Annotated in this window: 17 protein-coding genes; 9 read left to right on the forward strand and 8 right to left on the reverse strand. The window is 74.9% G+C overall.

Annotated features, from left to right (window positions below; genetic code table 11):
- Window positions 1-315: 315 nt before the first annotated feature.
- Entirely contained in the window at window positions 316-660 is a 345-nt protein-coding gene (locus IE170_RS00745; protein WP_189807325.1) for a DUF1330 domain-containing protein, read from the forward strand.
- 154 nt (window positions 661-814) lie between these two features.
- Window positions 815-1,666 carry a DUF72 domain-containing protein gene (locus IE170_RS00750; RefSeq protein WP_189807326.1) on the forward strand — a complete coding sequence of 284 codons (852 nt, stop codon included), beginning with the start codon at window positions 815-817 and terminating at the stop codon, window positions 1,664-1,666.
- Between the two features lie 192 nt (window positions 1,667-1,858).
- Here IE170_RS00750 and IE170_RS00755 read toward each other — a convergent pair whose 3' ends face one another.
- From IE170_RS00755 to IE170_RS00770, 4 genes are all read right to left on the reverse strand, one after another.
- Window positions 1,859-2,044 (reverse strand): hypothetical protein, encoded by a 186-nt coding sequence (locus tag IE170_RS00755; RefSeq protein WP_189807327.1) that lies wholly within the window; start codon window positions 2,042-2,044, stop codon window positions 1,859-1,861.
- Window positions 2,045-2,255: 211 nt separating this feature from the next.
- Window positions 2,256-4,097 (reverse strand): FG-GAP-like repeat-containing protein, encoded by a 1,842-nt coding sequence (locus tag IE170_RS00760; protein WP_189807328.1) that lies wholly within the window; start codon window positions 4,095-4,097, stop codon window positions 2,256-2,258.
- 41 nt (window positions 4,098-4,138) lie between these two features.
- On the reverse strand, window positions 4,139-4,624 hold the full coding sequence (locus IE170_RS00765) for a hypothetical protein (protein WP_189807329.1): 486 nt from the start codon (window positions 4,622-4,624) through the stop codon (window positions 4,139-4,141).
- A gap of 49 nt (window positions 4,625-4,673) precedes the next feature.
- Window positions 4,674-8,018: an ALF repeat-containing protein gene (locus IE170_RS00770; protein ID WP_189807330.1), complete on the reverse strand. Its 3,345-nt coding sequence runs from the start codon at window positions 8,016-8,018 to the stop codon at window positions 4,674-4,676.
- Window positions 8,019-8,421: 403 nt separating this feature from the next.
- Between IE170_RS00770 and IE170_RS00775 the strand changes: the two genes are divergently transcribed.
- Both IE170_RS00775 and IE170_RS00780 read left to right on the forward strand, forming a co-directional pair.
- The gene (locus IE170_RS00775; protein ID WP_189807331.1) at window positions 8,422-9,459 is read left to right on the forward strand and encodes an AraC family transcriptional regulator ligand-binding domain-containing protein; all 1,038 of its coding nucleotides are present in this window, start codon (window positions 8,422-8,424) and stop codon (window positions 9,457-9,459) included.
- A gap of 233 nt (window positions 9,460-9,692) precedes the next feature.
- Entirely contained in the window at window positions 9,693-10,988 is a 1,296-nt protein-coding gene (locus IE170_RS00780; RefSeq protein ID WP_189807573.1) for a phosphatase PAP2 family protein, read from the forward strand.
- A 49-nt stretch (window positions 10,989-11,037) separates the two neighbouring features.
- On the opposite strand, the gene IE170_RS00785 is transcribed toward IE170_RS00780, so the two are convergent.
- Window positions 11,038-13,305 (reverse strand): bifunctional serine/threonine-protein kinase/ABC transporter substrate-binding protein, encoded by a 2,268-nt coding sequence (locus tag IE170_RS00785; RefSeq protein WP_189807332.1) that lies wholly within the window; start codon window positions 13,303-13,305, stop codon window positions 11,038-11,040.
- A gap of 175 nt (window positions 13,306-13,480) precedes the next feature.
- On the opposite strand from IE170_RS00785, the gene IE170_RS00790 reads away from it, so the two are divergent.
- Window positions 13,481-14,599 carry an ABC transporter substrate-binding protein gene (locus IE170_RS00790; RefSeq protein WP_189807333.1) on the forward strand — a complete coding sequence of 373 codons (1,119 nt, stop codon included), beginning with the start codon at window positions 13,481-13,483 and terminating at the stop codon, window positions 14,597-14,599.
- Between the two features lie 21 nt (window positions 14,600-14,620).
- Here the strand turns inward: IE170_RS00790 and IE170_RS00795 are convergent, their stop codons facing one another.
- The 3 genes from IE170_RS00795 to IE170_RS00805 all read right to left on the reverse strand — a co-directional run bounded on the left by IE170_RS00795 (window position 14,621) and on the right by IE170_RS00805 (window position 17,219).
- Complete coding sequence (locus tag IE170_RS00795) at window positions 14,621-15,466, reverse strand: dioxygenase family protein (protein ID WP_189807334.1); 846 nt, start codon at window positions 15,464-15,466, stop codon at window positions 14,621-14,623.
- Between the two features lie 111 nt (window positions 15,467-15,577).
- Window positions 15,578-16,495 (reverse strand): helix-turn-helix transcriptional regulator, encoded by a 918-nt coding sequence (locus IE170_RS00800; protein WP_189807335.1) that lies wholly within the window; start codon window positions 16,493-16,495, stop codon window positions 15,578-15,580.
- 94 nt (window positions 16,496-16,589) lie between these two features.
- Window positions 16,590-17,219 carry a hypothetical protein gene (locus tag IE170_RS00805; protein WP_189807336.1) on the reverse strand — a complete coding sequence of 210 codons (630 nt, stop codon included), beginning with the start codon at window positions 17,217-17,219 and terminating at the stop codon, window positions 16,590-16,592.
- A 297-nt stretch (window positions 17,220-17,516) separates the two neighbouring features.
- Here IE170_RS00805 and IE170_RS00810 point away from each other — a divergent pair, with 297 nt between their 5' ends.
- The 4 genes from IE170_RS00810 to IE170_RS00825 are packed head-to-tail and all read left to right on the forward strand — an operon-like array spanning window position 17,517 to window position 20,593.
- The gene (locus IE170_RS00810; protein WP_189807337.1) at window positions 17,517-19,172 is read left to right on the forward strand and encodes a sensor histidine kinase; all 1,656 of its coding nucleotides are present in this window, start codon (window positions 17,517-17,519) and stop codon (window positions 19,170-19,172) included.
- Complete coding sequence (locus tag IE170_RS00815; protein ID WP_189807338.1) at window positions 19,169-19,606, forward strand: roadblock/LC7 domain-containing protein; 438 nt, start codon at window positions 19,169-19,171, stop codon at window positions 19,604-19,606. Before IE170_RS00810 ends, IE170_RS00815 begins: the two co-directional genes overlap by 4 nt.
- Window positions 19,603-19,962, forward strand: a complete 360-nt coding sequence (locus tag IE170_RS00820) for a DUF742 domain-containing protein (RefSeq protein ID WP_125543168.1) — start codon at window positions 19,603-19,605, stop codon at window positions 19,960-19,962. Before IE170_RS00815 ends, IE170_RS00820 begins: the two co-directional genes overlap by 4 nt.
- Window positions 19,943-20,593, forward strand: coding sequence for a GTP-binding protein (locus tag IE170_RS00825; RefSeq protein WP_189807339.1), 651 nt, complete (start codon window positions 19,943-19,945; stop codon window positions 20,591-20,593). Before IE170_RS00820 ends, IE170_RS00825 begins: the two co-directional genes overlap by 20 nt.
- Window positions 20,594-20,634: the final 41 nt, after the last annotated feature.

Genomic DNA, 20,634 nt, shown 5'->3' on the forward strand with positions numbered 1-20,634 from the left:
TGCAGACACAACTGCTCCTCGCGGCCCTCGGCGCGTACTGAAGTGGCATCGTGCATCCGGCCTGGGCACCTCGCCGGCCGACCGGCCTGCCGATCGTGGAGGGCGAGACTCCGAACAGGACGCGCGGGGGCGGCCGGCGGAGCCTGAGCCCCCGCCGACGCCAGTGGTGCGCCCAGCCGGCCCGTCGCCGCCCGCCGCGCCTTCCAGGCCGCCGGGCATGACCCCGGAGGTAATCGCCACCCCGGTCGTGCGCTGACAGGATCGGACGGACGGCCCGCACCGGCCGATCGACGGGACCGACCAGGGGAGCAGCCCATGACCGCGTACGCCATCGCCCACCTCCGCCCCGAGACGATGCACGAGGACGTCCTCACCTACATCGAGGCCATCCAGTCGACGATGGACCCCTTCCACGGCCGATTCCTGGTGCACGGCAAGCAGGTCGAGGTTCTGGAGGGTCCCTTCCCCGGGACCGTCGTCGTCATCGGTTTCCCCGACATCGAGCGGGCCCGCGCCTGGTACGCCTCCGACGCCTACCAGTCGATCCTCCCGCTGCGGACGCGGCACATGGCCGGCGAAGCCGTCCTCGTCGAGGGAGTCCCCGCCGACTACGACGCCGCGGAGACCGCCGCGGCCCTGCGCGCCGAAGCCGGCCTCTGACGGGCCGTCCGCCTCTGCCGGGCCGTGCCGCCGCCGCGTCGCAGACCCCGGTCCGGGCTCCGCCTTGCCGCAGCTGCCGTGCCGGCCGGTGCCCGCGCTTCCGGGCGTTGGCGGTTTTCGCGGGTACACGGGCCGCAAGGAAAGGACGGCCGGCATGGATGAGTTGCGGATCGGGACGTGTTCGTGGACGGACAAGGCGTTGGTGGCCGGCGGGTGGTACCCGCCCGGGCGGCGTGACGCGGAGGGGAGGCTGCGGCACTACGCCGAACACTTCTCCGTCGTGGAGGTCGACGCCGGGTACTACGCCCTTCCCAGCGTGCGCAACAGTGTGCTGTGGAGCGAACGGACGCCGCCGGGCTTCCGTTTCGACGTCAAGGCGTTCTCCCTCCTCACCGGCCACCCGACCCGCAAGACCGCCCTTCCCGGCGACCTGCGCGACCACGACCTCCGGGACCCGGAGCTGATCGACGAGGTCTGGCACCGTTTCGGCGCGGCTCTGCGGCCCCTGCGCGAATCCGGCCGGCTGGGCGCCGTACTGTTCCAGTTCCCGCCGTGGTTCGGTCCGGGCCCGCGGGCGGAGGCCGTGCTCCACGCCACCGGGAAGCGGGCGTACGAGTGGCCGGTGGCGGTGGAGTTCCGCCATCCCGACTGGTGGCGCGAGGACCGGCGCGAGCGCACCGCCGCCCTGTTGCGGGACCTTGACGCGACCGCGGTGGCCGTGGACACGGTCCAGGGGCTGTCCACCTCGATGCCCGCAGTCACCCCCGTCACGTCCTCGAAGCTCGCCGTGGTCCGCTTCCACGGCCGCAGCGCCGCCTGGGGGACCGGAAGCAAGGAGGACCGCTTCCGCCACATGTATACGCGGGAGGAACTGGCCGGCTGGCTGCCGCGCCTGCGCCTTCTTGCCGACCAGGCCGAGGAAGTGCACGTCCTGTTCAACAACTGCTGCGGCGACGCCGCCGTACGCTCCGCCGAGACCCTGCGCGGTCTGCTGGAACGCACCTGAAGGGATTCGGGTGGCCTGTGGCCGACTGCCGGGGGTCACGCCGCCAGTCCGACGCTCGAACCGCCGTGGGGCTCGGCAGACGAAATCGTCATCAGTTCGATTCCGGGCGCCGGCCGGGCCCCGGGTCGCACCCTCCGAGGACACCGCGGCCGCCCACTTCGCCCGAACCCCTCCGCTGACCGCCTCCGTGCGTCAGCAGGGGCCCTTGTCCTGACCCGTGCCGCACACCGGCCCGGAGTCCGCAAGGATCAGGACCAGGAAGAGCACCCAGGCCACCAGGAACACCGCAATACCGGCGTGCCACAGCATCTCCGCATTGTCGTTTGCCCCTCTGGGGACCTGGCCGCCGTTGTCCTCCTCTTCACCGCTCTCGTTCACAACCCCTCCTTTGTCCGAGTACGCCGGGGAGGTACCCGCGCCGCACCGCCCGCAAGCGGCCCGTGGCCGAGGCGGTACCGCCCCGTGTCCTGCGGGAGGCACCGTGCTCCGCGGGGGGAGGGGCGGGGCGCAGCGAGCCCGCCGCGGTGACCGGGAGGTCACCGCGGCGGGCTCGTCGGCCGTGGGAGGGGCACGGCGGAGGGGGGACGGGTCAGCCGACGCTGCCGCTCCAGCGGCTCGCCGGGGGCTGCACCGAGGACCCGGTGCTCAGGAAGGAGAACAGGGTGTCGACGGGACGGCCGTCGGCGGCCGTGCCGGCGCCGTACAGGACGCCGATGTCGGCCTTCCCGTCGCCGTTGTAGTCGCCGGCCGTGAGCCGGCTCGCGGGCTGGCTGAAGCTGCCGGTGCTGGTCCAGGCCGCCTGCGGGGCGGCGAAGCCCGTGCCGTCGCCGGCGAAGGTGAACAGCGTGGTGGTGCGCTTGCCGTCGGCATTCGCGCCGCGGTCGTACAGGACGGCGATGTCGTCCTTGCCGTCGCCGGTCAGGTCGCCGGAGGCCACCTTGGACGCGCCCCACGAGAACGAGCCGCCCGAGGTCCACGTGGTGCGGGCGGGACCGAAGCCCGTGCCGGTGCTGTTCAGGGTGAACAGCAGCGTCTTGTTGACGCCCTGGTCGTCCGTGCCGCCGTCGTAGAGGACGCCGATGTCGGCCTTCTTGTCGCCGTTGTAGTCGCCGGTGGTGAGCTGGCTCGCGGCCCAGGTGAAGCTGCCCGGGCTGGTCCACACCGAGCGGGGCGCGTCGAAGCCGGTGCCGTTGCCGGCCAGCGTGAACAGGCTGGTGGTCGCCTTGCCGTCGGAGCCGGTGCCGCGGTCGTACAGGACGGCGACGTCGTCCTTGCCGTCGCCCGTGAAGTCGCCGGAGGCCACCTTGGACGCGCCCCACGAGAAGGATCCGCCGGAGGTCCACGTGTTGCGCGGCGGGGCGAAGGCCGAGCCGGTGCTGTCGAAGGTGTACAGGAGCGACTCGTTGTTGCCCTGGGCGTCCTTGCCGCCGTTGTAGAACACGGCGACGTCGTCCTTGCCGTCGCCGTTGTAGTCGCCGGCCGTCAGCTTGCTCGCCGCCCACGTGAACGCGCCGGACGAGGTCCACGACTTCACCGGGGCGCTGAAGCCCGAGCCGTTGCTGAACCAGGTGTACAGCGAGGAGCGGGCCTTGCCGTCCGCGCCGGTGCCGGCGTCGTAGAGGGCGGTGATGTCCTTCTTGCCGTCGCCGTTGAAATCGCCCGAGGCGACCTGCGCGTCACCGGGCAGAGCGACGGTCTGCCGGATCCAGTCGCCGAGGCCGTCGGCGCGGACGGCGGTGGCGGCGTTGCGCTTCTCGGCCGGGTCGGTGCCGAGGCAGCCGGCCTGCCAGGAGCGGCTGCCGAGCCCCACGAGCTCACCGCTCGCGTTGACCACGGGGCCTCCGGTGTCACCCTTGCAGAGAGTGTCGCCGGGTTCCCCCCGGCCCTTGAGTACGAGGGTGGTCGGGTCCACGGCGGTGGTGTCGAAGGAGCCGGTGTGCACCGTCCCGGGCACCCACGCCGTCTTCGTACGGCCGAAGCCGGCGGCCGTCACGACGTCCCCCTGGGCGGCAGCGGCGACGGCCGGCTTCACCGGGGTCACGCCGGCGACCGGCTGGGCCAGCTTGGCGATGACCACGTCGCGGTCGGTGCGGGGCACCAGCAGCGTCACGTCCAGGGTGGTGCCGCCCAGGGTCGCGGTGGCCTTGTGCTTCGGCGTGCCCGCCGGGACGGGGGAGCCCGGCGTGTCGGCGAAGCAGCCGGCGCTGGTGAGCAGCCACTGCGCGGCGACCAGGGCCGCGGAACAGGCGCGGGTGGAGGCGCCCTCGCCGATGTCGAGGCGGGCGGTGTACGCGTACTGGCCGTCGGCCGCCGCGGCACCGGTGACGGCGGAGGCCGGCCCGGCCGCCAGGAAGCCGGCGACCGTGGCGGCGGCGGTGGCGACGGCGGCGCCGCCCGTCCATGCGGCTCTGCGCCGGAGGCTGTCTGACATGTGGTTCTCCGAAAAGTGGTGGTCGAAAGGGACGGGGCGGATCACTCGGTAACCGAGATGTCGACGAGGACGTGGTCGCGGCGCTGCGGGTCCGCGGACTCGCCCACGCCCTTCCATTCGTTCGGGGCCACGGAGATGTTCTGCTCGCTGCCCTCGGCGGTCAGCGTGACCTCGGCCCGGTGCGCGGAATCACCCTTCATCCCGTAGACGGCGGGTATTTCCAGGCTGAGGTGTCCGGTCTTACCGGTGACCTTGAAGCAGACGGTGCCCTTGGTCCGCGAGTACACCTCCATCAGCCCGGAGTTCGGCGCGCAGTCGGCCAGGGTGATGTTCCCGTCGCCGCGCTTGAGGGTGATTCCGCGCTCGGCCAGGATCCTGGCGGCGTCTGGATAGGCGAAGTCCTCGATGGCGTACGGGGGCTGGTCCCCGCCGGCGGGGGTTTCGCTGGCGTGGGTGGCGGTGACCGCGGCGGCGATGCACGCCAGGGCCGCGGCAGTGGTCGCGACGAGGCGCTTTCCGAGCTTCATTTCGTCAATTCCCTTTCAATCGGACGCATGGCGGTACGCGCGGAGCGGACTACCATTCCTTCCAGCCGATGGTGATGAGCAGGATCTCGACCCCCTCGGCGACCTTTTCGCCGACGTGTTTGGCCACGCCGGTCCTTTCGAGGAGGCGTGACTGCCCGGCAAAGGCGGCTCCGCCGAGTACGAACATGCCGAGGGCGCTGTAGAACTCGGCGCTGTCCCAGCCGTACGCGCTTCCCGCGAAGTAGGTGCTCGCCCCCTTGAGGACCACGGAGACGCCGTTGAGCCAGAGGGCCGCCGTTGCCAGGGGGAGCGAGACCGGGGCGGCCGGGCCCGCGAGTCCGGCCGCGAGGCCGAGCCCCAGCGCAGCGGTGCCGGTGATCGTGCTCCAGTGCTTGGTGACCTTCGCCCAGTCCTTGTCGCTGGCGATGTCCCCGGGCCACAGCCCCCAGTCCACGTACCAGGGCTTGTCCTGTTCGGCACTCTGGGCGGGGTGGGTGCCTGCCGCCTCGTACTGCTTCGCCCGCTCGGCCGCCGCCTTCGCGGCGGCTGTGTCCTCGGCCCTCCGCGCTACGGTCGCCAAACGGAGCGCCTCGCTGGCCGCGTCGGCGGCGGCCTTCGCGTCCCGGCCGGCCTGGGCGGCGGAGGCGCTCGCCGACGTGGCGGACGCCTGCGCGTTCGCCGCTTGTGCGACCGCCTGCCGTGCCGAGGCCATCGCCTGCCGCATCGAGTAGTTCGCGGACCGGGCCGCGCCCTGCGCCACGGAGGCCGCCTGCTTGGCGGTGGCCGCGGACCGGGCCGCCGAGGCGGCCGAGGCGTCGGCGGCATCGGCGTTCTTCTTCGCCTCCTGGGCGGAGTCGGCGGCGGCCGTCGCGGACGCCTGGGCCTTCGCCGCCCACTCGACCGCCTCCGCGGCCGCCTTGCGGGCCTCCGCCGCCGCCTTGGACGCGAGGGCGGCGTCCTGCATGGCCTTCGCCGCGACCTTCGCGGCCTGGGCGATGGCCGCCCGCACCGCGGACACGTGGGCGGCGTGGTCCTGGTCCAGCTGCGCCAGGTAGAACTGGTCCCGGACGACGAACTGCCGCCGCATCTCGGCGGGGCCCTCCAGCACGATCTGTGCGGCCGCCCGCGTGAAGAGGCCGCCGGCCGACAGGAGGCCGAACACCGCGACGTGGTCGTCCTCCTTCACCGCCTGCACCAGCTCGACGGTGAGGAAGCGGTGCAGGGCCGCGGCCCTGCCGTCGCTCAGCGCTGCCTCCGCCTTCGCCTTCACCGCCCTGCCGGGGTTCTCGGCCAGGATCCGGAACACCGCGGCGCGGTTCTCCGTCGCGGCCGCTTCGACGACGCCCACGGTGAGGAAGTTGCGGACGGCGTTCGGGTCGTCATCGGCCAGGGCCCGGTGGGCGGCCTCGGCGACGGCGGCCGATGCCGATGCGGCGATCGACAGCACGGTCTCCCGGTCGTCCTGTCGTTCGGCGATGAGGCGGTCGGCCTCGATCCAGTTGGCCACGTCGTGGTCGGAGCCCGCGAGGGCGAACTCGGCGGCCTGCTGGGTCCAGGTGCCCGTCGAGTCCAGCAGCATGACGGCGGCCTTCCGGCCGGCGGCGACGGCCGCGGCCGTGTCTCCCGCCTGCAAGGACTTCGCGGCGGCGGCGAGCAGGTCCTTGACGGCGGAGGCGGTCCTGTCCGCCTGCGTGCGCTCCCGCAGGACGCGGTCGATGTCGTCGGTCTCGGCCTGTGCCCTGGTTCGGGCGGCTTCGGCCGCCCATTCGGCCTCCTCGGCGATACGGGCGGCCTCCGCCGTCCGCGCCGCCTGCTCGACGGCCTGCGCCTGCTTGACCGCGCTGCCGGCGGCGGTGGCCGCCGCCAGCGCCGCCTCGGCATGGGCGGTGGAGCGCTTGGCGTACTCGATGGCCTTGCCCGCGTTCGCCGCGGCCTCCTCCGCCGCCGCGGCCGCCTGCTCCGCGTGGGCCGCAGCGCTGTTGGCGGCGTCGCGCGCCACACCGGCGGCTGCGGCGGCCTTCTGCGCCAGTCCCTGCGCCGTGCCGGCGGCGCGGGTGGCGCGCCTGGCGGCGGCATCTGCCTCGGCCGCCGCCGCCTGTGCCTCGGCGGCCTGGGACTTGGCGACGCCGGAAGCGGAGGAGGCGGCCCTCGCCGCCGATGCGGCGGCGGCCGCAGAGCTCCGGGCGGCGGTCGCGGCGTCCGCGCCCACCTCGACCGCCTTGCCCGCGGCCGCGGCAGCCCGTTCGGCGAGCTCGGCCGTGGTACGCGCCAAGCCGGCGGCTTCGCGTGCGGCCTGGGCGGCCTGGCGGGCAGCCGACGCCTTGCCGGCGTCCCTCGAAGCGTCGATGGCGGCGTTGTAGGCGCGGGCGGCGGCATGCCCCGCGGCAGCGGCGGCACCCGCCGCCGCCTGTGCGGCGTGCGCAGCCCGGTTCGATGCGGACTGGGCGCTACGGGACGCGGCGATCGCCGTGTTGGCGGCGCTCGCGGCACCCCGTGCGGCCCTGGCGGCGTCGTTCGCCGCCGCCGCCGACCTCTTCACGTCGTTCTGGGCGGCCGCCGCCTCCTCCGCCGCCTTCAGCGCGGCCAGTTCCGCCTTGTGCGCGGCCTCCTTGGCGCGGGTCGAGGCGGCGACCGCCTGTTCCGTGTGCAGCTTCGCCCGGTTGCCCTCCCGGACCACGACCTTGACCAGTTGGCCGATGGTCGCGGACTCCTCGTCGCGGGTGCGCGCGATGTGCTGGCCGGAGATGAGGAACTGGTGGACCGCACGCGGCGACCCGTCGCTCAGCGCGCGCTCCGCGTACTTCCTCACCTCGGGCGTGGCGGTGGTGAGGATGGCGAAGACCTCGGCCTTCTCGTCCTCGTACTGCGCGGTGTGCCGGGTCTCCTCCAGGAACTTCCGCAAGGCCGCGTAGGTGCCCGCTTCCAGCGCCTTGGCCGCCTCCCGCTTGACCGCGGTGCCGCCGTTGTCCATGACGGTGAACACCGCCGCGCGCAGGTCCGTCTGCAGGGCCTGACGGTGGCCGTCCCGAAGGTAGGCGGCGATCGCCGCGTCCCCCGCGGTCAGGGCAGCACCGGCCGACTCGCGCACCGACTTGTCCGCGTACGGCAGAGCACTGAAGAGGGCGAACCGCGCGTCGTGCGCCTTCGCGACGGGCAGCTCCGTCGTGAGGAACGCGGAGACGGCCGACGGCGCGCCGGCGAGAGCGGCGGCGGCGGCCTCGCGGACCGACCGGCCTCCCGTCTTGTACGCCCAGACCGCCCTGCCCCGGTCGGTGGCGGGCAGGCCGCTGTCGGCGGCCGGGTCGCCGTCGGCCGCGCGGGCCGGGCCGGCGGCCAGGGTGAGGACGGAGGGCAGCGCGGGAACGGCGGCCACCCCGGCGACTGTGGTGAGCATGCGGCGCCTGCTCCAGAACGACGGCGACGTCACGTGGGCATTCCCCCTAGGGCATCCGAGACGGGCCCGGCGGGCCCGTCGTCCGGGAAGTGAGACGGTCCGTTCGCCGAGCGGGCACCCCATGCCCCTCGCCTACGGACGGACGGCACCGGCGGGCGTGCCCGGAAGGCTCCGACCGCCGGCTCGCTGCCGTGATCGCGATCAACGTAGGCGCGGCCCGCCGGCGGGGCAGAGGCCCACACGCGCCACGACGGGGACCTCACGCGCCACCCGCCGGCGCCGACCGCGCCGGCCCGCCCCCTTATGCCCCGCGGCCTCCCGTATGCCCCGCGGAAGGCCGGCCGGTGCCCCGACGGCGTTTGTTCGACAGGCAGTTCGGGCCGGATGTAGCCTCCGCTGTCCTATGAACGCCTCCGCCATCGACGGCACGGTCTCGGCCCACCTCGCCCGCTCCCTCGTCGGCGCCCTGGCCTCCGCGGGCCGGGGCGGGCCCGCCCGCCGGCCCGACCTCGCCGGCGACGTCCTGGGCAACGACCTGGCCAGGGTCTCGACCCCGTCGCTCATCTCCGTCTGGGAGGACCTGGTCCTCACGGACCCCCGCACGCTCATCGGCCCGCTGATCCTCCAGAAGACCCCCATCGGCGCCTTCGGCGTCTGGGACTACCTGGTCACCACCGGGCCCACCCTGCGTGAATCGCTCACCGGCGCCGTCGACCTCATCGCCGCCATCGGCGACCCGGCCGCCGAGAAGCTGCTCGTCGAGGAAGACGGGCACCACTTCACCGTCCGCCACGCCACCGGCACCTGGGGACCCGACGTGGTGCAGGCGGTCGACCTCTTCGCGCTCTCCCTCTTCCTGACCCGGGCCCGCCACGCCAGCGGCCGAGACATCGCCCCGGCCCACGTCACCATCACCCACCGCCCGCCGGCGCAGGCCCGGCAGCTGGCCCGGCTGTTCGGCACGGACCGCATCCACTTCGACGCCCCGTACAACTCGATCTCGTTCCGGGAGGACGACTTACGGGCCCCGCTGCCCGCCGCCCAGCCGGGCCTGGACCGGCTCCTCGCCCGCCACGCCGAACGCGTCCTGGCCGAGTCCCGTCCCGTCCCCCTGCCGTGGCTCGACCGCTTCCGCACGGTCCTGGCCGCGGCCTTCCGGGAAGACGCCCTCAGCCTGGCGGCCGTCGCCCACCGCCTGGCGATGAGCCCCCGCACGCTTCAGCGGCGGCTCGCCGAAAACGGCACGACGTGGCGTGGGCAGGTCGAGGCCGTGCGGCAGAAACAGGCCCTGGAACTGCTGCGCACGACCGGCCTGCCCCTGCGGTCGATCGCGGACCGGGTCGGGTACGCCGACGTACGGGCCCTGCGGAGGGCGGTGCGCCGCTGGGAGGGCAGCTCCCCGCGGGAGGTCCGCGGCGCCGCGGACCCGGCAGCGGGCTGAACCACCGCCGCTGCGCGGCCGCAGTTCGGAGGCCGGCTTCTCACTTGCGGTGGAGGCGGGCCTTCCCGTGTTCCGGTCCCCTGGGGCCGCCCCTCGGACCGCTAGCATGTTCGGACTGTCCACGAGCACGTCGCAACATGAACATCGGCTGACAATTGATATCCACGGTTTCGCGAGCGTTTTCCCGCGCAGACGGCGCAGTCCGATCCGCTGTACGGGGCCGGCCCCGGGTCCTGCTCTGGGCCGCCGTGGGTGCGGTCGCCCTGGTGTTCCTCGTCGCGCTCGAATTCGCCGCGCGCCGGTACGGCCAGGCCGGGCCGTTCACCGCCCAGGCCCGGGAGGTGCTCTTCGCCCCCCGGTCGGGCACGGTGCTGTACGCCGCGATGGCGCTGATGATGGTCGTGCTGACCTGGCGGCAGCGGTTCGCCGCCGTCGGCGCCGCGATCGCGATCGACCTCGCCCTGTGGCTCGTGCGGGCGCAGCTCGGCGCCGAGCAGATGGCCGGCAGCGGCGCCCTGTGGGTGACCCTCGGCTTCGCCGTGATCGCCGTCACCCGCCGCACCGGTCGCGAGCGGATGCTGCTGCTGAAGGGCGTCGGCCTCGCGCTGCTGCTGGTGGCGGGCCGCAAGACCGGCTACACCTGGCTGCTGCTCACCTCGGAGACGCGGCCCATGGTCCTCGACCAGTACGTCGCCGCCGCCGACCACGCCTTCGGCAACCCCTCCTGGGTGGCCGGCCGGATCGTGGAGGCCACCGGCGCGGCCGGCGCACACGTCCTCGACTGGGTGTACGTCCAGCTGGCCGTGGCCGCCGTCGCGGTCGCCCTGTACCAGCTGCGCAACGTCGCCGCCGAGCGCCGCTTCCCCCGCCACCACCTGGTGCGCAGCTTCCTCGTCATCGGGCTGCTCGGGCCGGGCATCTACATGGTGTACCCGGTCGTCGGGCCGATCTTCGCGTACGGCGCCGACGGCGGGCAGTGGGCCCTCGCGGACCTGTGGCCGAACACGCCCCCGCCGGTCGGGGTCCCGCAGCCGATGCCCTTCGACGGGTTCACCCCGCGCAACTGCATGCCCAGCCTGCACACGGCCTGGGCCACGGCCATCTTCATCCACTCGCGCAGGGCCCCGCGGGCCCTGCGCTACGCAGGAACGTTTTGGCTGATCGCGACCCTCGGCGCCACGCTCGGCTTCGGCTACCACTACGGCGCGGACATCATCGCCGGCGTCGTGTTCACGGTCACGATCGAGACGGCACTGCGCGCCTACGACCGCGGCCGGGACCCGCAGGGCATCCGCCTCGCCGTGTACGGCACCGCGGTGTTCGCCGCGCTGCTCGCCTCGTACCGCTTCCTGTCGGTGGAGATGGCCGCGCTGCCGTGGCTGTTCGGGCCGCTGCTCGTGCTGGCGGCCGGCTCCGTGGTCTACGGGTACGTCCGCACCACCCGGCGCTGGGAGCGGCAGGACGCCCCGGTGCACCTGCCGGCACCGCGCCGCGAGGCGCTGCCCGAGCCGCAGCCCGAACCGGTCTGATCACCAGCGCGGCCGCCGGGGGAGCCCGGCGGCCGGGCCGCCCGGCGGCTCAGGGCTCGTACGCGCCGCTCTTCACGCTCTCCCAGGCGCCCGCCCGGACGGTGTAGACCGTCACCTGCCGGTTCACGATGTCGCCGTACGCGTCGAACGCGACGGGCCCGGTGGCGCCCTCGAACGACACCCGCCCCACCGCGTCGGCCATCTTCGACCGGGCGTCCGCGGGGAGGGTCCCGCCGTTCGCGGCGGCCACGGCCTTCACTCCCTCGATGACGGCCCAGGCCGCGTCGTGCGCGGCGGCGCCGTAGAAGCCCGCGTCCTCCCGGAAGCCGGCCGCCGCGTACCGGGCCAGGAAGGCCCGGCCGGCGTCCGTTTCCTCCGCGGGCACGCCGAGCCACGTCGCCAGGTCGCCCTCGGCCCGGTCGTTGTCCTTCACGAACCGGGTGTCCAGGATGCCGTCCCCGCCCATCAGCGGAATCTGCGCGCCCGACTCCTTCAACCGGCGGGAGAGCGGCGCCGCGGCCGTGTAGTCGCCGCCGAAGTACACCGCCTCCGCGCCGGACGCCTTCACCTGCGCCGCCAGCGCGGTGAAGTCCTTCTCGCCGGCGGCGACGGCGGCCGTTCCGACGACGGTCCCGCCGAGGCCGGTGAACTCGCGGCGGAAGCCGGCGGTGAGGGTGGTGCCGTGGGCGGAGCCGTCGTCGACGGCGAACACCTTCCGCTTGCCCGCGTCCCGGTACAGGTGGCGGGCGGCGAACGGCCCCTGCGCGGTGTCGGTGGGGGTGGTGCGGAAGTAGCCGCGGTGCGGCCGGGACCGGGTGCCCTGGGCCCAGTCCGGGCCGAGCGTCAGGACGGGGTCGGTGTTGGACGGCGAGACCGTGACCACGCCGGCCCGGTCCAGCGGCGGCACCAGGGACCGGGCCACGGACGAGGTGAACGGGCCCACCACAGCGAGGACGTCGGCGGCCCCGGCGAACCGGGAGGCGTTCTCCAGGCCCTTCGCGGGCAGCGCCTCGTCGTCCAGGGCCCGGAGCTCGAAGGTCACCCCGGGGACGAGGCGGCGCTCGTTGGCCGTCCGGACCGCGAGGTCCGCGGAGTTCCGGATGCCCTGGCCGAAGGAGGCCGTGTCGCCGGTGAGCGGCGCGTCCACGCCGATCACCACCTTCACCGGCTCGGCAGCGGCCGGGCCGCCCCGGCCGGGTTCGCCGTCGCCGCGGGACAGCGTCCACGTCAGGCCCCCGCCCGCGGCGAGCACGGCCAGGGCCGCCGACACCACCACCGAACGCCGGCCAGGGAGGCGCCGCCGCGGGCCCGTCGGCGGCCCCTCCGGCACGGGAGGGACCTCACCGCGCCCAGACGCAGCGGGGTCGACGGTGGTCGGGGTGGGCGCCGCCACGGTCGGCGCGGACGGCCCGGCCGGTGTCGGCTGCTCGGCGGGCGCGGGCGCGGGCGCGGGCACGGGCTCCGGGCCCGGCGGCGGGGTCGCGCCGGGCGCCCCCTCCCGCAGGACGGCCGCCAGCAGCCCCGCGGCCTCCTCCGCGCTCGCCCGCTCCGCCGGGTCCTTGGCCAGCAGCGCGTCCAGTACGGGGCCCAGGGGCCCGGCCAGCACCGGCGGCCGGTGCGGGCGGGTGAGCACGGCGACGGCGAGGGCGTGCAGCCCCTCGGCGCCGAACGGCGGGCACCCCTCGACGGCGTGGTAGAGGGTGGCGCCGAGCGCCCACAGGTCGTTCGCCGGGGTGGGGCGCCGGCCCTCCAACTGCTCCGGCGGCATGTACTGCGGGGTGCCGATGACCAGCCCGCTGTGGCTCAGCCGGGTCGCGGAGTCCGCGAGGTGCGCGATGCCGAAGTCGGTGAGGACGACGCGGTCCTTGGCCAGCAGCACGTTGTCGGGCTTGATGTCCCGGTGCACGATCTGCGCCGCGTGCGCCTCGGCCAGGGCGTCCAGCACGGCGGCGCCGATCTCCGCGACGCGCCGCACCGGCAGCGGCCCGCGGTCGCGGATCTCCGCCGCCAGCGACGGCCCGCGGACGAACTCCATGACGATGACGGGAGCACCGCGGTGCTCGACCACATCGTGCACGGTGATGATCCCGGGATGGCTGATTGTGACCGCTGCGCGGGCCTCGCCGGTGAACCGCCGCAGCAGCGCCGCACGGTCCGCCTCCTCCGTCCCGGGCGGGAGGAGGATCTCTTTCACGGCCACCTCGCGCCCGAAAAGCCGCTGGTCGACGCCGCGCCAGACGCGGCCCATGCCGCCCTGGCCGATGCGTTCGACGAGCCGGTACCGGCCGGCGACGAGTTCGGTGTTCTCTTCGGTCACGCGCATACTCTAGGACCGGAATCCAGCCGCTCTTGTGACGGTCCCACAACTCTCCGCCCGGCCTCCCGTAAACCGGTTGCCCGCGGCCCGGCCGGCGGATCCAATGACGGGCACGACCACCCCGGTACGCCCGCCGCGCCGCCGGGCCCGCACCGTCGCAGGGGAGACGCCGCCGATGCACACGCCGCCACCGCCGACGCCCGGAGCGCACCGCGCGGACGGCCCGCCCGTCCGCCTCGGCGTCCTCGTCCCGCTGACCCGGCCCGGCTGGACCGAGGCGGGCCGGCAGCTGCTCGCCGGACTGGAGCTCGGCGTCCGGGACGTGAACGCGGCCGGGGGCATCGCCGGCCGGCCGCTGGAGCTGCTGGTCCGGGACACGGCGGCCGACCCGGCGCGGGCCGCGGCGGCCGTGGACGAACTGGCGGGCCTGGACGACGTCGTCGCCGTGGCCGGCGAGTACCACAGCGTCGTGGCCCGGGCGGCCGCTGCCCGGGCCGACGCCGTCGGCGTGCCGTTCCTCTGCTCGTCCGCGGTGCTCGACGAGCTCACCGACGGGCCGGCGCAGCAGGTCGCCCGCCTGGCCCCGCCCCAGTCGCAGGGCTGGCGGACGTACGCCGACTTCCTCCTCGCCGCCGGGCGGCGGCGGATCGCCGTGGCCTCCCAGCCGAGCGTCTACTGGACCTCCGGGACGCGCATCCTGCGGGACCGCCTGGCCGCCGCGGGCGGCACCCTCCTCGTGCTCGACGCGGACGCGCTCGCCCCCGAGGCCTTGTGCGACGCGCTCGCCGCGGACGGTGCGACGGCGCTGCTCCTGCTCGCCCGCCACCCGGAGCCTGCAATTCCGATCGTCCGGGCCGTGCGGGCCGACCGCCGCCTCGACGGCCTCCTGATCGGCGCCCCTGCCGGGCAGCCGGAGTTCGCCGGATGGGCCGCGGCGCTCGGCGCGGACGGCGCGGGGATCCCGTTCCTGCGCTACCTGCCCGACCGGCTCGGACCGCTCGGCGAACGCGTCGCCGCAGAGCTGCGGACCCGGCTGGGCGGGGCCCCGTCCTTCGTCGCCTTCGAAGGCTGGGACACCGCCGCCGTCCTCGCCGAGGCGCTGCGCACCCGCGGCACCGACCGGGCGGCCGTCGCCGGGGCCTGGCCGCACGTGTCGGCCGAGGGCACCCGCGGGCCGATCCGCTTCACCCGCACCGCGGGCACCGGCGTGTGGCAGTGGGCGGGCGCGCCGGTCCAGGTCGCCGACCGGGACCCGGCACGGCCCGACCGGTTCCGGGTCCGCCACACCGGCTGAGGCCCCGCCCCGGACCGGGGCCTACACCCGCCGCCACAGCGCCGGGGTCGTCGGCGGCTCCCAGCCGACGGTCGCCACGTGCGCCTGCAGGCACGAGTAGGCCGCACCGCCGTACGAGACCCGGTCCCCGGCCCGGTAGGAGCGGCCGGGGGTCCAGGCGTCCGCGGGCGGCTGCGAGCCCGTGGGCGACGGGGAGGGGCCGCCCGCGTCGACGTCGAGGACGAAGTCGAAGGTGCCCTCGCGTCCCGGGCCGCTCTGGCGGACGTTCATCAGCAGGCGCGCGTCGAAGATCGTGTCCGTGGCGTTGCGCGGCTCGCCGGGGAAGTACAGCTGCGTCGTCAGCACCCGCCCGCCGGGGGCCTGCGCCTTGACGTGGATATGCCGGGTGCGTCCCGGGTAGAGGCCGGGGACGATGGTGCGCAGGGTGAAGGCCCCGCGCGAGTCGGTGAACTGGTGGCCGCGGAAGGCGTACCCGGCGTTGTCGTACGCGCCGTTCACGTCGGCCTGCCAGAAGTCCAGCAGGGCGCCCGCCACCGGCCGGCAGTTCCGGCCGAAGACGAACCCGGACACCGTGAGCGGGACGCCCGGGGTCCCCGGGGAGACCAGCGACGTGCGCTGCGGGGAGTTCGGCTTGAAGTACGGGCCCTCGGTCTGCGGGATCGTCGGCGCGTCGCCGTCGTCGCAGGTCGGGGTCAGCTCCAGCTCGGCGCCGGGTGCGGCGCCGCGGTCGCGGGCCAGGGCCGCGCCGCCGCCGATCAGCAGCGGGGTGACTCCGGCCAGGGCGGCGGCCTTGAGCACCGACTTGCGGCTGACGGCCCGGCGCTGCGGGTCCTGGGCGTCGTTGCTCGGGTCTGCGGGAGTGGGCATGCGTCGACTCCTTCCGGTCGTGGGGGTGGCGGGGCCGGAACCGTGCCGCGGTGGGGCGCGACAGCGCCGCGGGCGGCGGCAACCCGCCGGTTCCGGCGCCGCGCTGCCAACCTAGGGGCCGGATGCGGGCCCCGCGATGGACGGGATCCGGGGATCGTGGTGTTTTCCTGCGAGCCCGGCCCGGAACCCGCCGGGAGTCAGGCCGGTCTCGCGCCGGAAGAAGCGGCAGAAGTAGGACGGGTCCGCGAATCCGGCCTGCTGGGCGACCTGCCGCACCGTCATGTCGGTGCCCGCGAGCAGGCGTTTGGCCTCCAGGGTCTGCGCCTTTCGGATCAGCTCCCCGGGTGTCAGGCCCGTCGCCTGCTTCACCGCGGCGTGCAAGTGGCCCGTGGAGACGCCGAGTTCGCGGGCGCATGCGGCCACCGTCAGCTGCGCTCCGCCCGGCCGGGCGGTGATCCGCCCGAACGCCTCGGCGAGGCCGTCCGCCCGGTCGGCGGGCACGTCCGGCGGCGCGACCGCGTCGGCGGCGCGCGTGGCCTCCACGACGAGGATGTGCAGGTAGGCGCGGAGCACGCCGGCGTATCCGGGCCGCAGGGCGCGGTACTCCTCCTCCATCGCGCCGACCAGCCCGGCGATGCGCGGCGCGTGCGGTCCCAGCGGGATGGTGGGCCGTCCGGCGAGCCGGCGCAGGGCCCGGGCGTCCTCGGGGTGCCCGCCGAGGAAGTCCTCGTGGAAGAGGACGACCCGCCCCGCCGGCCCCTCGGCCCCCTCCCAGTGGTGCACCTGGCCGGGGGTGATCACGCACAGCAGGGGCGGGGCGAGGGGGCCGGGCACGAGGTCGAGGACGTGCCTGCCGGTGCCGGCGGTGACGTGGGCGATCTCGTGGAAGGTGTGCCGGTGGGGGAATCCGGCACGGGAGAGGGGGCCGATCGCGTCGAAGGAGCCGACGGCGAAGGGCAGCAGGTGCGGCTGGGGCACCTGGAGGCGGTGCAGGGGCAGTTCGGCGGCGCTTCGGCCGGTGGGCTTCATGGGTCCTCCCGCATCAGGCGTCACGGCAGTGTGCGCCACCCGCGCGGGATTGGTACAGACCACCGGCCGACCGGGTCCCCGTCCCCGCCCCGCCTCAGCGGAGGTGCGCCGACGCCTCGGCGAACGGCCGTGCGGCCGATGCCGGGACGGCGAGGACCGCCACCCAGGACCCGTCCGTGAACTCGACGTCCATGCGCCCCTTCTGCGCCGTCCCGCGCGGGTTCGCCCGCAGCGCGGAGACGGCCTGCCGCGGCACCTCCCAGAACTGCCGCATGACCGGCGTGGACCGCCACAGGGGGGAGACGTCCGTCAGGGCGAACCAGCGCCGGTCCGTGACGGCGAGGACCCCGCCCGCCGAGCCGTGGGCGTTTGCCCGGCTGACGAGGAAGCGGCCGGCGGCGCTCTCCCAGCCGCCTTCCATTCCCGCGCCGCGCGGCGTCCGCGAGCCCGGCGCGTCCAGGGCGTCCGGCAGGCGGTGGGTCGTCTCCGCCGCTGCGGAGGGGCGCAGGTGGTGCGGATCGGCCGCCTTCGCGTGGACGAGCTGGCGCAGGGGGCGCGGGATCCGTGCCTCTATGCGCCGGGAAAGCGCCGGGGGCTCCGGCGGCGCGAGGAGCGACTCGGGCGGGTACGGCACGCCCGGGTCGAGTTCGAAGGCGCAGGCGGCGACGAGCCGCTCGTCCTGCCGGAGGAAGTGCTGGGCCTGTTCGCGCGTCGCCTGGTTCAACGCGTGCGCTCCTGTTCCGTGCGTGTCCGTGAGGAGGCGAGCCGACGAGTGGCGGGGCTCTGCCGAAGATCATTCTGCCCCCCGGGGAATCACTGGTTCCGCGCGGGGTACCGGCCAGTAGCAAACCACGGAAAATCGGCCCCGACCGGCACACAAACGGGTTTCGGACAGAAACGCAGGACTCAACCCGGTTGTCCTGTCCGGATCATGACCTGCTGTCAAGTGCCGTGCACGGAGCCGCTAAGATTCCGGGCCGTTGTCCTATGATCATTCGCTTTCGATCGTTTGAGGGTTCTGATGGTTCGCGTGGGATCGTCGCCCGGTAGTCCAGGGGCCACCTCACCCGTCGTATGGGCGCTTCCCGCCCTGGCGACCGCAGTTGCCGCGGCGGTCGCCGTCGCAGCGGTCTCCGCACCCGCCCGCACGCCCGTCGCCTGGGTCGGCGCCGTCGCCTTCGCGGCGGTCGCCCTCGCCTGCGCCGTGGCCGCCCGGCGCAGCAGGGCCGTCGCCGTCCTGCGCGCCGCCGTCGCCGCACAGGAGGCGGCCCTCGCCCGGCAGCAGACCGAGACCGTCCGCCTGGCGCAGGAGCTCCTGCCCGACGTCGTCGAGCGGCTGCGCAAGGGCGAGTTCCCCGAGGAGGTGCTCGCCTCCCTGGAGGAGCCCGGCACCCACGGGCCCGGGCTCACCCCGGAGTTCCGCGCGGCCCACCAGGCCGTGCTGCGCTCCGTCCTGGAGGCCGTCGTCGCGGAGGAGGACCTGCGCGACTCCGCGCAGCGCGCCTTCGTCAACATCGCCCGCCGCGTCCAGGCCATCGTCCACCAGCAGGCACAGGAACTGCGCGACATGGAGGACCGCCACGGCCGCAGCCCCGACGTCTTCGGCGACCTGCTGCGCCTCGACCACGGCACCGCGCTCATCGGGCGCCTCGCCGACTCCATCGCCGTCCTCGGCGGCGCCCGCCCCGGCCGCCAGTGGTCCAAGGCGGTCCCGCTCTACAGCGTGCTCCGCGGCGCCATGTCCCGGATCATCGACTACCAGCGCGTGGAGCTCCACTCGGTCTCCCAGGTCGCCGTGGTCGGCCCGGCGGTCGAACCGCTCATCCACGCCCTCGCCGAGCTCCTCGACAACGCCACCCGCTACTCGCCTCCGCAGACCAAGGTGCACCTGACCGCCGTCGACGTGAACTCGGGCATCGCCGTCGAGATCGAGGACGGCGGCGTCAGCATGAGCGAGGAGGCCCGCAGGCGCGCCGAGCGGATGCTGCGCCAGGCGCAGGAGGGCATCGACCTCGCCGACCTCGGCGAGACGCCCCGCCTGGGCCTCGCCGTCGTCGGCCGGCTCTCGCAGGCGTACGACTTCCAGGTCTCGCTGCGGGCGTCGGCGTACGGCGGCGTCCGCGCCGTCCTCGTCATCCCGCAGGCCCTGATCACCGCCAGCTCGGCGGCGAGCGGCGTCGCCCACGGCATCGGCACCGCCTCCGGCCCGCGGGCCGCCCTGCCCGCCGCCGGGGCCGAGGCCCCGCCCGCAGCGGTCGAGGCCGCGCCCGCAGCGGTCGAGGCCCGGCCCGCCGCCGGGGAGCATGCGGCGGCCTCCGACGACGCGCCCGCCGCGGTCCGCCCGCCGGCCGCCGCCCGCCCCGCGACGGGCCCCCGGCACCCCGAGGACGACGACGTGCCCCTGGTCACCGAGCGGACCGCGACCGGCCTCCCGCAGCGCCGCCGCCGCACCCGCGCCGCAGCCCCGGACGAGACCGCCGCGGCCGCACCCGCGGCGCCGGCCGCACCCGCCGCGGCCGCCGCCGCACCCGAACCCGAACCCGGCATGTGGCTGGCCGCCTTCCAGGGCGGCCTCACCGGGGACACCAGCAGCAAGACCGTCCCGAGCCGCCGCGCCGCAGCAAGCCCGAACACAGACGCCTCGCCGAACACGGCGAGCAAGGGGGAACAGCCATGAGTCAGCAGCAGAGCAACATGGACTGGATGCTCAAGGACCTGGCCGAAAGCGTTCCGCAGACCCGCCACGTCGTCGTCCTGTCCGCCGACGGCCTGCGCATGGCCCAGTACGGCACGGAGACCGACACCGCCGACCGGCTCGCCGCCGCCTGCGCCGGACTCCAGAGCCTCGCCGGCGCCGTCGCCGCCGAACTCCCGCACAGCAGCGGCCGGATGCGGCTCGTCGTGATCGAGATGGACGGCGGCTTCTTCTACCTGATGGCGGCCGGAGCGGGCGCCTACCTGGCCGTCCTGGCCGACGAGGGGGTCGACGCCGGCCTGATGGGCCAGCGCATGCGCGACCTGGTCGCCCGTATCGGCGAGCACCTGAGCAGCCCGCCGCGGGTCGGAGACGCCCCCGGAGCCACCGCTCCCGGGGGAGGGCTGACCGCGTGAGCAACCCAGGCCGGGACTGGGAAGACGGCACTCCCGAGCGGCTCTACGTGATCACGGGCGGGCGGAGCGGACCGGTGTCCCCGGTCCCCCTCGACCTCGTCACCCTGATCATCGCCAAAACGGGGCCCAGGCCCGGGATGCAACCCGAGCACGCAGCGATCATGAGGATGTGCAGATCACCCCTCTCGGTCGCCGAGATCTCCGCGTACCTCGCCCTGCCGGTCAGCGTGGTCACCGTCCTGCTGGGCGACCTGATCACCGCCGGCCACGTGCTCTCACGCCCGCCCGTCGCCCCCGCCAAACTCCCCGACCTGGCACTGATAGAGGCAGTCATCGATGGACTACGCAAGCTCTGAGCCGCCGCCCCCGGCCCCCCACCGCGGACATCCCCCGGCCGGTCCCCGGAGCGAGGACGCCCTCCCGGCCACGGCGGCGGCCGCCGTCAAGGTGGTCATCGTCGGCGGCTTCGGCGTCGGCAAGACGACCCTGGTCGGCTCCGTGAGCGAGATCCGCCCGCTCACCACCGAGGAGACGATGACGCAGGCCGGCGTCGGCGTCGACGACACGGCCGGGGTGGAGCGCAAGACCTCGACCACCGTGGCCATGGACTTCGGCCGCATCAGCATCAACGAGGAACTGGTGCTGTACCTCTTCGGCACCCCAGGGCAGCAGCGCTTCTGGTTCCTGTGGCGCGGCCTGTTCGAGGGCGCCCTCGGCGCGGTCGTCCTGGTCGACACCCGCCGGCTGGAGGTCAGCTTCGACGTCATCGGGCGCCTGGAGGAGCGCGGCGTGCCCTTCGTCGTCGCCGTCAACGCCTTCCCCGACGCGCCCGAGCACCCGCTGGAGGACCTGCGTGCCGCGCTCGACCTGCCCGATTCGGTCCCGCTCGTCGTCTGCGACGCCCGCCGCCGCGACTCCAGCCGCGACGTCCTCATGACGCTGATGCGCTACCTGCACTCCCTCGCCGCATCCCCCGAGGCCCTGTAGGCGCGCCCGTCCGGCCGGGAAGGGCGCCGGGTCGCAAAGGA

Source organism: Streptomyces toxytricini (assembly GCF_014649915.1).
In the GTDB taxonomy this organism is placed as follows: domain Bacteria; phylum Actinomycetota; class Actinomycetes; order Streptomycetales; family Streptomycetaceae; genus Streptomyces; species Streptomyces toxytricini.